The sequence below is a fragment of the Arthrobacter yangruifuii genome, assembly GCF_009192775.1.
GTDB lineage: Bacteria > Actinomycetota > Actinomycetes > Actinomycetales > Micrococcaceae > Arthrobacter_B > Arthrobacter_B yangruifuii.
Window position 1 is genome coordinate 259,209 of the sequence record NZ_VTFX01000004.1, and the last position, 13,231, is coordinate 272,439.

The 13,231-nt window shown below is 66.6% G+C and carries 13 protein-coding genes; 8 read left to right on the forward strand and 5 right to left on the reverse strand.

Going from position 1 to position 13,231, the window contains the following annotated elements; all coding sequences use genetic code 11:
* Window positions 1-185 precede the first annotated feature (185 nt).
* The 3 genes from GD627_RS09145 to GD627_RS09155 all read left to right on the forward strand — a co-directional run bounded on the left by GD627_RS09145 (window position 186) and on the right by GD627_RS09155 (window position 2,261).
* Window positions 186-677 (forward strand): CarD family transcriptional regulator, encoded by a 492-nt coding sequence (locus tag GD627_RS09145; protein WP_186764260.1) that lies wholly within the window; start codon window positions 186-188, stop codon window positions 675-677.
* Window positions 678-800: 123 nt separating this feature from the next.
* Entirely contained in the window at window positions 801-1,544 is a 744-nt protein-coding gene (locus tag GD627_RS09150; protein WP_152272239.1) for a GntR family transcriptional regulator, read from the forward strand.
* A 99-nt stretch (window positions 1,545-1,643) separates the two neighbouring features.
* On the forward strand, window positions 1,644-2,261 hold the full coding sequence (locus GD627_RS09155) for a malonic semialdehyde reductase (protein ID WP_152272240.1): 618 nt from the start codon (window positions 1,644-1,646) through the stop codon (window positions 2,259-2,261).
* 68 nt (window positions 2,262-2,329) lie between these two features.
* Here GD627_RS09155 and GD627_RS09160 read toward each other — a convergent pair whose 3' ends face one another.
* The 5 genes from GD627_RS09160 to GD627_RS09180 form a co-directional block, all read right to left on the reverse strand.
* Complete coding sequence (locus GD627_RS09160) at window positions 2,330-2,944, reverse strand: TetR/AcrR family transcriptional regulator (RefSeq protein WP_152272241.1); 615 nt, start codon at window positions 2,942-2,944, stop codon at window positions 2,330-2,332.
* A gap of 21 nt (window positions 2,945-2,965) precedes the next feature.
* Window positions 2,966-4,162: an NAD(P)/FAD-dependent oxidoreductase gene (locus GD627_RS09165; RefSeq protein ID WP_152272242.1), complete on the reverse strand. Its 1,197-nt coding sequence runs from the start codon at window positions 4,160-4,162 to the stop codon at window positions 2,966-2,968.
* A 10-nt stretch (window positions 4,163-4,172) separates the two neighbouring features.
* Window positions 4,173-4,364, reverse strand: a complete 192-nt coding sequence (locus GD627_RS09170) for a ferredoxin (RefSeq protein ID WP_146362156.1) — start codon at window positions 4,362-4,364, stop codon at window positions 4,173-4,175.
* Window positions 4,361-5,533 (reverse strand): cytochrome P450, encoded by a 1,173-nt coding sequence (locus GD627_RS09175; protein ID WP_152272243.1) that lies wholly within the window; start codon window positions 5,531-5,533, stop codon window positions 4,361-4,363. Before GD627_RS09175 ends, GD627_RS09170 begins: the two co-directional genes overlap by 4 nt.
* 68 nt (window positions 5,534-5,601) lie before the next feature.
* A complete protein-coding gene (locus GD627_RS09180) occupies window positions 5,602-7,332 on the reverse strand; it encodes an MFS transporter (RefSeq protein ID WP_152272244.1) in 1,731 nt (576 codons plus the stop codon).
* Between the two features lie 244 nt (window positions 7,333-7,576).
* Here GD627_RS09180 and GD627_RS09185 point away from each other — a divergent pair, with 244 nt between their 5' ends.
* The 5 genes from GD627_RS09185 (at window position 7,577) to GD627_RS09205 (ending at window position 13,201) form a co-directional block, all read left to right on the forward strand.
* Window positions 7,577-8,629 (forward strand): phosphotriesterase family protein, encoded by a 1,053-nt coding sequence (locus GD627_RS09185; RefSeq protein WP_152272245.1) that lies wholly within the window; start codon window positions 7,577-7,579, stop codon window positions 8,627-8,629.
* Window positions 8,630-8,700: 71 nt separating this feature from the next.
* Entirely contained in the window at window positions 8,701-9,633 is a 933-nt protein-coding gene (locus GD627_RS09190) for a phosphotriesterase family protein (protein ID WP_246165410.1), read from the forward strand.
* A gap of 138 nt (window positions 9,634-9,771) precedes the next feature.
* Window positions 9,772-10,884 (forward strand): FAD-dependent oxidoreductase, encoded by a 1,113-nt coding sequence (locus tag GD627_RS09195; RefSeq protein ID WP_152272247.1) that lies wholly within the window; start codon window positions 9,772-9,774, stop codon window positions 10,882-10,884.
* Window positions 10,885-10,895: 11 nt separating this feature from the next.
* Window positions 10,896-11,858 carry an alpha/beta hydrolase gene (locus GD627_RS09200; protein WP_152272248.1) on the forward strand — a complete coding sequence of 321 codons (963 nt, stop codon included), beginning with the start codon at window positions 10,896-10,898 and terminating at the stop codon, window positions 11,856-11,858.
* A complete protein-coding gene (locus GD627_RS09205) occupies window positions 11,855-13,201 on the forward strand; it encodes an MFS transporter (RefSeq protein WP_152272249.1) in 1,347 nt (448 codons plus the stop codon). Before GD627_RS09200 ends, GD627_RS09205 begins: the two co-directional genes overlap by 4 nt.
* Window positions 13,202-13,231 lie beyond the last annotated feature (30 nt).

A 13,231-nucleotide genomic window follows, 5' to 3' on the forward strand; every position in this document is an offset into this window, starting at 1 on the left:
GCGCGGACGGCGTAAAATGGAAGGAGCGGCCAAGCTCGCAGGCAGGCCCGTCTCCACCGGTGGTTCCGGGGATGCCTGTGCTTTCCGGCGCCGGAGTCCCGCCGGCCCTGAAACGATGGTTACCGCCGGCATCCTGCCGGGCGGCGTCGAGCGTGGCACCCGGACTTCCGCCAGGAGGTAGCTACTTGCCATTTTCAGAGGGCCAGGTTCTGGTCCATCCCCACCACGGCCCCGCGGTCGTGATGTCCTATCAAACCCATCCCCGGATGCAGAAGGACTGTATTGTCCTGGAGGTCCAGTCCTCCCGGCTGATGGTCTGGGTTCCGGTTGACCAGGTGGAACACGTGGGCCTGCGTCCGGTGCTTGACGGCGCCGGCCTGGCCGCTCTGTTCGCGGTCCTGAAGTCTCCCGCCGATGATGAGGATCCGCAATGGTCCCGTCGGTTCAAAGAGAACAGCGAGAAAATCGCCACCGGCGATCCAATGGTGATTGCCGCCGTCGTCCGTAACCTCATGCTGCGCGAGGCTGACCGCGGACTGTCGCAGGCGGAGCGGGAAATGCTGCGCCACGCCCGCCGCCCGCTGCTGACCGAGATCTCCCTTGCCCTGGGTATTTCCGAAGACGACGCCGGCGGCCGGCTTGACGCCGTCTGGTCGCCCTCGGATGCGGCCGCCTAGGGCTGCGGTTCCGAACCTCCGGACCTTCGCGGGGGTCTCTCCCGGGCCCGCGTCCCGGTGTCATGCCGTGATTCGTGATTAACTGTGATCCCCGCTGTTTATCACTTGGAGAGTGCGTTCCCCATGGCCTCTGGCGAACTCGATCCTGCCTCCGGGGTCCCCCTGTACCGGCAGATCAAGGACATCCTGCGCACGGAGATTTCCGACGGGACCGCGGATCCGGGAACGCCCATGACCGAGGACCGGCTGCTGGACCGTTTCGGCGTCAGCCGGGCACCCATCCGGCAGGCCCTGAAAGAGCTCTCCTCGGAAGGGTACGTCTACCGGAAGCAGGGCAAGGGCACCTTTCCGGTCACCGGTCCGCGCATTCTCCGTCCGGCGCACGTGCGCACCGGCGACCTTTACCATTACCTGACGGAAAGCGGCCTGCATCCGGCGTCGATCGTTTCGGACATCGAGCGGGTGGCACCTCCGGAAAAGATGACGGAAATCCTGGGCATCGACGCCGCGGAACGCGTCCTGCACTTTACGCGGGTGATTTCCGTCGAGGGTGAGCCTCTGCTCGAAGCGCGCATTTACATCCGCGCTCCCGAAGGGTTTGCTCCCACCGTCTCCGAACTGGAGGAATCAGGTTCCGGCTTCGAGCTGCTGGAGCAGGATCTGGGCATCGCCCTGGGCCGGGCCGAGCACGAATCCTGGGCCACCGCCGCCTCGTCGGACCAGGCCGCCGCCCTGGGCGTGCGCGAGGGCAGTCCGCTGCTGGTGATCGAGACCGTTTTCTACACCACCGACGGGCAGCCGGCCGGCTGGCGGTCGGCGGTGCACCGCGCGGACCGGTTCAAGTACCGGTTCGTTACCGCGCGCTAGGACCCGCCCCGGTACCCGGCCGGCCGTTCGTTTGGATATCTTCCGGCGCAGCCGTATGGTTAAAGCTTCAACCATCTCCTTGAAGGAGGACTGCTGCGCATGAGCGACGGCACTCTCGAATCAACCTCTGCCCTCGACTCGGCAGCACTGGACCTTCTCTTCCGCGATGCCCGGACCGTCTCCGATTTCACGGACCAGCCGGTCACCGACGAACAGCTCCGGGACATTTACGAACTGACCAAGATGGGTCCCACGGCGATGAATATCCAGCCGCTGCGGATCACCTGGGTACGTTCTCCCGAGTCCCGGCGGCGCCTGGTGACGCATATGGCCGACGGCAACAAGGCCAAAACCGAGGCGGCGCCGCTGACCGCAGTCCTGAGCGTGGACATCAGCTGGCACCGGCATTTCGCCACGGTTTTCCCGCCCGCTCCCGCACAGGGCGCCGTCTTCGCGGCCAACCCCGAGCTCAGCACCGTGATGGGCAACAACAACGCCCACCTGCAGGCCGGTTATTTCCTGCTCGCGGTACGTTCCGTGGGCCTGTCCGCCGGACCCATGGGTGGCTTTGACGCCGCAGGCCTGGACGCGGACCTGCACGCCGGCCTGGACCGCAAGTCTTTCCTGGTGGTCAACATCGGTGTTCCGGCTGCCGGCGAACCGCGCTACCCCCGCCTGCCCCGCCTGGATTACGAGGCAGCAGTCACGGAGCTCTAAGAACCACGGAACACACAAAAAGGCCCGCCGGAAAAAACTCCGGCGGGCCTTTTGGGCGAAAGCGCCTGTCAGGAATCATCACACAGCAGGTGGTACCAGCTGTCGGCCAGCACCTCGAGCGCATGCTCGCGGTGCGGCTCGAGCTTCCGCCTGGTCCACAGCGTGGCCACATAGTCCAGCTGTGTGTAGGCGAGGGTTCCCCGGATGTGGTGGGTTTCGGCGGCGAAGCGGCCGGCCACCTGCAGTCCCCGGACCAGGTCGGAGATGACTTCCTCATGCCAGGCATCCATGAGGGCACGGACCTCCGGGTCAAGGGCCGCAGCCTCCTCCAGCACGTCCAGATAGGGCCGGAATACCGGCCAGAGCGCTGCCCGGGACTCGAGCCAGCCCAGGATGCCGGCCAGCTCCCCGGCGTGCACCACGTCTACCAGCTCCTGCGCGGTGGAGGGCTGTCCGGCACCGGAGGCGCGTTCCAGGACCGCGTTGACCCGGCCCATGAAGTCCTTCATCAGCTCGGTGCGGGAAGGATAGTAGGCGTAGAAGGTGACCCGGGTGGTGCCGGCCGCCACCGCAATCTCATCGATGGTGGTGGCGGCGTAGCCCTTGGCAGTGAAGAGCTCCAGGGCGCACTCGACAATCCTGTCCCGCGTCAGTTGTTTTTGGGCCTCACGCAGCGACGACATGCTGTTCACACTAACAGCCGGTCAGGGCTGTGATGGCACCGGCGGGCCGAGCGCAGCCGGTCCCTGGTTAGCCAGGCGGCGCAGCCTGGGAACCGGGATCCGGTAGTTTACCGACACCGCGGTTCCTGCACCGGCAGGATTGGCCCACCACATCAGCTGCGAGTCCTCATCGGACCCCTGCCCGGTGTAGTCGGGGGCGCCGCTGACGGGCGTGAAACCCACCGATTTCAGCGACAGGCCGAACGCTTCGGTCCAGAAATACGGCTGGAACTTCAGCTCGGCTGCCTCCTGCCCCCGCAGCAGCCCCGCAGCCGCCACCTTGGCCTGGTCAATGGCGCTGGTCCACAGGGGTACCCGGGCCAGGCCCCGGCCGGTTGGAAAACCGGCCACGTCCCCGGCGGCAACAATCTCCGGCCGGACCCGGCCGCGGGAATCCACCCGGCCGCGCGAATCCACCCGGAGGGCACCGCCGGTCAGCAGTCCGGAGCCGGCCAGCCACTCGGTGTTGGGCAGATCGCCAACGGCCGTCACCACCAGGTCCGCTTCCAGCACGGTGCCGTCGGCCAGCAGCACCCGGGGGCCGGAGCCTGAAGTAACAAGCTCGGCCCTGCCGCCGTGAACCATCCGCAGGCCCTGCCGGGCCGCCGCGGAGACGAACAGATCCGCCAGGTATCCGCCCAGCTGCCGGGACAGCGGCTGCCCGTCGGAGACCAGCGTCACCTCGCAGCCCGCCGAGAGGCAGCCCGACGCCACCTCCGTTCCGAGCGGTCCGCCGCCCACTACTATCACCGACGGCCGGCCGGCGGTCAGCTGCTTGAGCCGGACCGCGTCCTCGAACGTCCGCAGGGTGAGTTCCTGCCCCGCGCCGCCGTCGTTGGCAGTGAGCCGGCGCGCCCGGGACCCCGAGGCGATCACCAGGCCGTCATAGGGCAGCTCGCCTCCGCCGCCCAGCCGGAGCACCCGTGCCCGGACGTCCAGCCCGGCGGCGGTTTCCCCGAGCAGCTCTGTTGCCCCGTGGGTGGGGGCGGGCAGTTCGTGGGCGGACAGGGTGTCCCCGCCGTGCAGCAGCGCCTTGGACAAGGCCGGACGGCTGTAAGGCTGGTGGGGTTCTGCGCCCACTACGGTCAGCTCTCCGTCGAAGCCGGCCGTGCGGAGCGTGTCGCAGGCCGTGAGGCCCGCGATGCCGTTGCCGACCACCACTATGCGGCGCTGTTTCATCCTCCGGGCCTCATACGCTAAGCCGAAGGGCTGCCACGGGGCAGATCCGCACTGCTGCATTGGCCGCCGCCGCGTCCGCCGCATCCACCTCCGGGACGTCGAGCACCAGCTCGCCGTCGTCGTCCAGGTGCATCAGCTCCGGTGCCGCTTCCTCGCACAATCCGTGCCCCTCGCAACGCGGCCGGTCCAGTTCGATCCTCATGCTGCCTCCACCCCGGTCACCTGCAGCTGTTCCAGGCTGCGCGTAATGTTGCTGGGAATCCGCTGCTCCCCGCTCACCGTCCAGGACTTCATATGCCGGGCCAGGGCGGACACAATGGCGTGCCCTTCCAGCTTCGCCAGCCCCTGCCCGGCGCAGCCGTGGGGTCCGTACCCGAAGGAGAGATGGTCCACGGGGTTGCGGGTGACGTCGAAGGTATCCGGATTTTCGTAATGCCGCGGGTCGTGGTTTCCGGCGCCGAAGAGGATGCCGGCCTGCGCGCCGGCCGGCAGCACGGCGGAGCCGATCTCCACGTCCCGGGTGACCCGGCGTCCCCACACATGGATCGGCGCCCAGTAGCGCAGCACTTCGGCGAATGCCGCCGGTACCAGCGCCGGATCTTCCCGGACGAGTTCCAGCTGCTCCGGATGGCGGCCGAACAACGCCACAATATTGCCGATGGAGGCGATGGTGGTGTCCACGCCGGCACCGAGGTACTGGTGGATGATGTTCCCGGCGTAGCCTGCGGGAATCTCCCCACGGGCTTCGGCGTCGAAGATGCCGCGCCCGATCGAGCCGGGCAGCAGGTCCCGGGCCGTTACGGAGGAACACCACTCGTACAGTTCACCCGCAATGGGGAAGCTCTCCTGGGTGCGCTGGTTCAGCGGCCCGATCACCTGCATGGCTGCCTGCCCCCAGCGCAGCATGTTCGCCTTGACCGGCCCCTCGAAGCCGATCAGATCGGAAACAATATCCAGCGGAAAGGCACGGGCAAGCGCGTCGACGGCTTCGAATCCCCCGCCCGCGGCGAGCGCGGCAACGAGTTTGTCCGCCTTCTCGTCGATCACTACCTTCAGTCCGCGCAGGGCGCGCGGCGTGAGGTTTGCGGACAGGACGGCCCGCAGCTGGGTGTGCAGCGGCGCATCGGAGGCCAGGGAGGTCCCGGCCAGCGCCTCGTTCACCATCGGGTTGAATCCAATGGACGTGGAGGAGAAGGTTTCGGGATCCCCGAGTGCGTCGCGGATGGTGTCATACCGGGTCAGCACATACACATCGTTGCGCGGCAGGTAAACCACCGGCGCGAGTTCGCGCAGTTCGGTGTACACGGGATACGGGTCAGCGAGGATGGCGTCATCCCAGAGATCGACGTCGGATTCGGCGGGTGCCGTCATGGCACTCTCCTGTCTGTTGGGGTACGGGGGTGTGGGGTACGGGGGTGTTGGGGAAGATCCGGGCCGGTTCAGAGGCCGGCCTTGGCTTCGGCGGATTCATCCGCGGCGTCCGCGGCGTCGGCGGCGGTACCGGGTGCCGAGGTTGAGGCGGAGGTAATGAAGAGCGTGAGGAAGGCCGAGACCGTCGCGGCAATCCCGGCGGTCAGGTACACGGCCTGGAAGCCCCGGCCCAGTGAGGACCCGGCAGCTCCCTGGATCTGCGGCTGCACTCCGGTGAGGCTGCGGACCATACCGTCCACGGCTTCCGCCGGGGCGCCGCCGGACAGTGCCGAACCGGAGAAGGTGCCAACGACGTCGGACCAGCCGGACAGGAAGGCCAGCGGCGGCACGTTGGACAGCCCCTCAACGGCAGCGGGCGTGAGCCCTGCCCCCGTGAGGATTCCGGCCAGCGGCGCCGCGAAGGCGGTGGCACCGATGCCGAAGGCAATGACCGACCCGAGGACCGGTCCGAGGGCGAAGCCCAGGTCCCGCAGCAGGTTGGTGGTGGCGGAGGCCATGCCGATATGGTGCTCATCCACCGTGTTGATGGCGACGGCGGTGATGGAGCCGACGGTAAGGGCGAAGCCGATCCCCAGCAGGAGCAACGGCAGCATAAACGCCGTCCACGGGGTCCCTCCGAACGCTTCGGGTGTGCCCAGCGGGAAGGTGGAGAGCCAATAGCCGGAGACGGCCATCAAGGCGAAGCCGGAGGTCAGGACCCAGCGCGGGGCTACGTGGTGGATCAGCCATCCCACCACGGGGATGAAGACAAAGGCCGGTCCCTGGATAAAGACGAACAACACCCCCACCTTCCAGGTCTCGGCCAGGGCCAGCCCACCCACCGCCACGCTGGTGCTGTAGCAGACGGCCAGGAAGGCGAACATGCCCGTGACGGCCACGATGCCGGTGATGGAGTAGGCCCGGTTCCGGAACAGCGAGAGATGGATCAGCGGCTGCTCCGTGCGGGATTCCACCACTACGAAGAGGATCAGGAGGATGCCGCCGGCAAGGTAGCCGGTGATGACGTCCCACGCGCCGAAGCCGGCGTCCACGGCCCGCACCGTTGCATAGAGGGCGGCAATCAGGCCAAGGGCCAGCGTTGCCTGTCCGGGCAGGTCCAGCCGGCGGCCTTCGGGGGCAGCGGAATCCTGCGCCCGGGTGGCGCTGACCATGACGCCGAGGGCGATGGCCGCGGCAATGAAGTACGCCACCCGCCAGCCACTGAAGACGTTGGGATCACCGGCGCCGGCGCCGGGCACGGTGAAGAGCTGGGAGGTCAGGCCGGAAAGAACCGGGGAAATCACCGCCCCCAGGGACAGGAAACCGGCCCAGGTGGCAATGACGCGTGCCCGGGCCCGGTGATCGGGGGTAATCGCGGCGATCATCGACAGTGAAATCGGGAACAGGATGCCCGCCCCGATGCCGCCGATGGCCTGGGCGGTAATCATCACGCCCGTGGTGGGGGCCAGACCGGCCAGGACGGACCCGGCGATGCTCAGTCCCGCTCCCACATAGAGCAGCTTTTTCCGTCCGAACAGGTCTCCCAGCAACCCCCAGCTGAGCTCAAAGACGACCACGCCGATCATGAAAATGCCGGCAATCCACGTCAGGCCGGCGCCGGAGGTATGAAACTCCGCCGCGAAAGTGCCGTTGAGGGCACCGGGCAACGCGTTGGTGATCTGCGCCAGGGCAACCGCACTGTAGGCAGTGAAAAACGTGGCCCGCGCCGATCCCGAGCGCGCTCTCAAGCTGGTGCTCATGGGTGAAACTCCTTCGTTTCCGTCCGCCGGCAGGGCGCCGGCCGTGAAGCCGCTGGATCCCGGCGTTCAGGTGACAGTGTGGATGAAAGCTTTACAATGTGTCAAGCATCACATATTTGCCTGACATCCCGATGGCTTACTTGACACGATGTAAAGAAATCTGTGATGCTAGGCACTCCCAACCCGGGTGTGACCAGCGCCATCTGGGCGCCCCGAATCCACCCGAGCTTCAAAGGAGAGGCAAGTGAGCCACTTCGTCGGCGACGACGCCGCACGTACTTCCCACGGCGCCGTCGCACATCAGAACGGCAACGCCGTCGTCAATACCGTCCTCGGTCCCGTCCCCGCAGATCAGCTGGGTCCGGTGGCCGTCCACGAGGCACTCCTCTCAGTGGTTCCCGGCGCGGAATACGCTCCGGAGATCACCATGGACCGGGCGGAGATTTTCGATGTCCTCGCCGCGAAGCTGACCGATTTCCACCGCCACGGCGGACGGACCATCGTGGACAGCACCGGCATGTTCCACGGCCGGGACCTTCGTTTGTATGAAGCACTGTCCCGCTCCACCGGCGTGAACATCATCGCCTCCACGGGCATGGGTCCCGAGGAAATGCTGGGCGGCTACTTCCTCACACCGCAGACCAACCCGCCCACGCCGTGGCCTGCTGATAAGTTCGCGGACCTGTTTACCAGAGAGGCAACCGAGGGCATGGTGATCCCCCGCCTTGAGCGCCGGGCCGCCGCCGGGCTGGTGACGACGACGGCGGACCGTGCCGGCATGACGCCCACCGAGGAGAGCCTGTTCCGCGGCTCTGCACGCACCGCGCTGGCCACCGGCGTTCCGCTCTCCATCCGCTTCGGGGCGGACGCCCTGCATGACCTCGACGTGGTCCTCGACGAGGGACTCCCTGCGGACCGCGTCCTGGTCGGCGGCCTGGACCGCCGCGACGCCGTTGAGGCGGGTGCGGCCCTCGAAATCGCCCGCCGCGGCGCCTACGTGGGACTGGACCATGTTGGCCTCAATGAGGATCCCGGGTATGTGGATGACCGGCAGCGTGCAGCCCTGGTGCTGGAACTCGTTGCTGCAGGTTTTGCCGACCGGATCCTGCTCTCCGGCAACGCCGTCGGCGTGGCCAAGGGCCACCCCGACTATGACCTGCCCTTCAGTTACGTACTGTCCGCCTTTATGCCCTTCCTGAAGTCCCGGGGGGTTGGCGGCGCCGATGCCGAACGCATCCTGGTCGGCAACCCCCGCGCCCTGCTTTCCGTGCAGGCAGCCGTCCCGGCCCGGGCCTGACGCACAGGCCTGAAAACCGTAAAACCTATCTATTTTCTGAGGTGTTGGTGTTGGCAAAAGTAAACACTGTTTTGGGCACGATCCCTGCTGCCGAGCTGGGCATTGTCGCCATCCATGAACATATCGGCTACGGCATGCCCGGCAGCGAGCTGGACGAGAAATGGTGGAAGACCCCCGAGCAGCGGTACGCGGAAACCGTCCCCAAGCTCCGGCAGTTCCACGAGTACGGCGGCGGCACCTTCGTGGATGCCACCGGCATCTGCAACGGGCGCGACGTCGACTATTACAAGTCCCTCTCCGCGAAGACCGGCGTCCACATTGTGGCCTGCACCGGCTTCGTGGGCGGGGACACCGCCCTGCCGCACTTTGCGCGGGCCGGCGTCGCCTACCTGGCGGAGGTGTTCATCTCCGAGATCACTGTCGGCATCGGCACCACCGGCAGCAAGGCCGGCGTCATCAAGGTGGGCGTCAGCCGCGGCGGCCGGATGACCGAGCTGGACAAGAAAATCTACCGGGCGGCCGCCCGCGCCTCCGTTGCCACCGGCGCCCCGATTCTGACCCATCTGGCCATCGATCCGGCACCGGCCATCGACATCTTCGGTGAGGAAGGCCTGCCGCTGGACCGGGTGCTGTTCGGCCATGCGGATGACGGGCTCAACGCCCCGAATACCCCGAGTGAATGGATCATGGGCCAGGGCGGCCGCATCGGCTTCGACACGTTCGGCTACGAAACCGAGCTTCCTGACCCGCCGTTTTGGGCACGCCCCCGTAAGGAACGGCTGAACCACTTCCTGACCCTGATCGAAAAGGGGCACCTGAGCCAGCTGCTCGCCTCCGCCGATGCCAACTGCAGCCCGCTGGGCTGGCCGGGCGTCAAGGGCCACACGGTCAACTACATCTTCGAGGACCTCATGCCGGACCTGAGGAACGCCGGCATCGACGAGGAAACCATTACCACCCTCTTCGTTGACAATCCTGCCGACTTCCTGTCGCTGTCGGTCTGACCTGCGGCTTCCCTGTCGCAACTCCCCGACCGTTCTCCCCACGGCCATCCCCTCCCTCCCCCTCCGTCCCCTCCCCCTCCCTCCCGATTCGTTCCGCCGGTGCACCGACGCAGCGGCGAAAAGAAAGTGAAGAATCCCATGCAGAATCTCAAGGACCTGAAGATTGCCATTATCGGCGGCGGCTACGGCGGCGCCGCGGCTGCCATCGCCCTGCGCAGCGCCGGCGCTGAAAACGTCCATGTGTATGAGCAGGCACCGGCCTTTGGCCAGGTGGGTGCGGGCATTGGGCTGCGTCCGGCCACGGTGGAGCTGTTCCGCGAGTGGGGCATCTTCGACGAAATCGCCGCGGTGAGTGCCCCGAGCGAATACCTGGAAATCGTCACCGCCGACGGCGGGCAGGTCCTGGCCCGGGAAGAGTGGCCGATGCTGCACGGCTTCGCCCAGACCAACCACACCCGCATCATCCACCGCGGAGACTTCATCGAAGCCCTCTTCGGTGTGCTGCCCCCGGAATTCGTGCACACCGGGCACAAGATGACCGGCATCAAGGATAACGGCGACACCGCAACGGTGACCTTCGAAAACGGCAGCACGGTCACCGCGGACCTGGTCATCGGTGCCGACGGCATCCGTTCCCTGGTGCGCCAGCAGCTTTTCAGCGACAAGGAACCCGTCTTCGCCGGCGAACACGCTTACCGCACCGTCATCTCCATAGACGATGCCTTCGGCCTGGTCACCGACGACAACCCCCGTTTCTACGTGGCACAGACCGGCACCATCGCCTACAACCTCCCGCTGCGGCACCGCAACCAGGTGTCCTACGACATCACGGCTGCCTCCGACGACGACAGCTGGGCACCGGTGATCACCAACGACTACCTCGTCTCCCTGCTCGAAGGCTTCGACGAGCGGATCGTCAATGTGGCCCGCACCCTGGACATCAGCCAGGTCACCAGCCGCTCCGTGTACGACATTGATCCCATCGACTGCTGGCACAGCGATTCCGTCACCCTCATGGGCGATTCCGCGCATGCCATGCTCCACCACCAGGGCCAGGGCGCCAACTCGGCCATCCAGGACGCAGGTGCACTGGCCGACGCCCTGGTGGCCGCCGATTCCGTGAAGGACGCCCTGGAGCAGTTCCAGGCCACCCGGAAGCCGCTGACGGATGAACTGCAGCGGCTCTCCCGCCTGGGCTGGACTCCGGAGTCCGCGGAAAACGCGTTCCCCGAACACACTCCGACCACGTAAGGAACCGAGCCATGACCATCCATCCCGAAATCGCGAAGATCCTCGCCGCCCTGCCCGCTCCCGACGGTTCACCGCTGGACCCGGCCGCCATGCGAGCCGGTGAGGCCGCCCAGGTACCCCCGCTCGAAGACCGGCTGCCGCTGCATGCCGTGGAGGACACCACCGTTCCCACGCCGTCGGGCGCAGTACCGGTGCGGATCTACACTCCGGCCGAGGCCGAATCCTACGGGCTGCTGGTGTACATCCACGGCGGTGCGTTCTTCCTGGGCAGCCTGGACACCCACGACCATGTGGCCCGCTCCCTCGCCAAGGAAACCGGCTGCCGGGTAATTTCCGTGGGGTACCGGCTGGCGCCGGAGGCCGCCTTTCCTGCCGGGCTTGAGGACTGCTACGGCGTGCTGCGCTGGGCTGCGGAGCACGGGGACCAGCTCCAGTGGAACGGCCGGACCCTCGCTGTCGCCGGTGACAGTTCGGGCGGCAACTTCGCCGCCGCCGCCGCGGCCATGGCCAAGGACGACGGCTTCACCGGCATCACCCACCAGATCCTCTTCTACCCGTCCCTGGACCTGGATTTCGACGTCGACCGCTATGCCTCGCTGCGCGAGAATGCCGAAGGGTACGGGTTGGAAACAGCGGGCCTGGCGCCCTTCAACGCGTTTTACCTGGATAACGGCGCAGACCCGGCGGACCCTCGGGTCTCCCCGATCAAGCGCGCGGACCTCACCGGGCTGCCGCCGGCCCTGATCCTGACGGCCGAACACGATCCGCTGCGTGACGAGGGCGAGCTGTACGGAAAGCTGCTGGCTGCGGCCGGTGTCCAGGTGCAGGTCTCCCGCTACGAAGGCGCCAACCACGGCTTTGTAGCCAACTTCTCCTGGCTGCCCGAGTTCTACCAAGCCTTCCGGGAGACGGCAGGGTTCCTTGCCGGCACGGGCGCTGTCACCGGCGCCGCGACCGGGAACGGGCAGGCATGAGCCGTGCCACCGCGACGCCGGTGAACATCCGGGAGTTTATTGCGGACACTCCGTTCAACCGGTTCCACGGCTGGATGCTCTTCTGGGCCTGTTTCATCATCACCTTCGATATGTATGACCTGGTGGTGTACGGGTCGGTTCTTCCCGTCCTGATGGAGGAATGGTCCCTGGGTCCGGTTGCGGCCGGCGCGATCGGAAGCTACGGCATCTTCGGCATGATGGTCGGTGCCATCCTGTTCGGCATTCTTGCGGACCGGATGGGACGGCGGAAGGTCCTGACCCTCAGCGTCGTGCTGTTCTCCGTTGCCAGCGCCCTCTGCGGGTTTGCCCCCGGACCGGAGATTTTCTCCGTGCTGCGTTTCCTGGGCGGACTGGGGATCGGCGGCATCCTGCCGTGCCTGATCGCGATGCTGACCGACTACGCACCCAGGGGCCGGGCCAACACCCTGGTGGCTGTGGTGATGTGCTTCTTCTCCGTGGGCGGCATCCTGGCCGCGTTTGTGGCCATGTTTATGCTTCCCGCCTTCGGCTGGCACAGTGTCTACTGGGCTGCTGCCCTCCCCCTGGTGTTCCTGCCGTGGATGACCCGGTTCTTCCTCGATTCCCCGGCCGTCCTGCTGGAACAGGGCAGGATGGACGAGCTGCGCTCCGCACTGGCCAAGGTGAACCCCGGCGCCGCGCTTCCGGCGGATACTGCGTTCACCGGCATCGCCGTGAAGGAACCGGGCAGTCCCGTGGCTGCGCTATTCACCAACCGCCGCACGCTGGGGACGCTGATGATCTGGGTTGCGTTCTTTATGTGCCTGCTCATGATCAACGGCTTGTCCACGTGGCTGCCGAAGCTGATGGTGGAGGCAGGATATGCCCTGAACTCCAGCCTGACCTTCATGATCGTCCTCAACGTGGGTGCCATCATCGGCACCCTGGTCCTGGGCAGGCTTTCGGACATGTGGGGCGTCAAACGGGTGCTGGTTCCCATGTTTGTGGTCTCGGCCGTTTCCCTGACCCTGCTCGGCTTTGGCAACAACATGGCCGTCCTGCTGCTTCTCGTGGCGGTCACCGGCGCCTGCACCATGGGTGCGCAGAACATCTCCTACTCCTTCGTGGCGCAGTACTACCCGTCCTTTATGCGCTCCACGGCGATCGGCCTGGCCTCGGGTGTGGGACGGATGGGAGCCATCCTCGGGCCGACGTTCGGCGGCGTGCTGCTGACCCTGGGCCTGCCGGTGCAGATGAACTTCGTTTTCTTCGCTATTCCCGGAATCATTGCGGCGCTGGCATTCGCCTTTGTGCCGCTGGCTGCCGGGAAAACTGCCGGTGCCGGGAAAACGCTCACTCATTGATGCAGCGGCACCGCTCCGCTGATCCGCCGC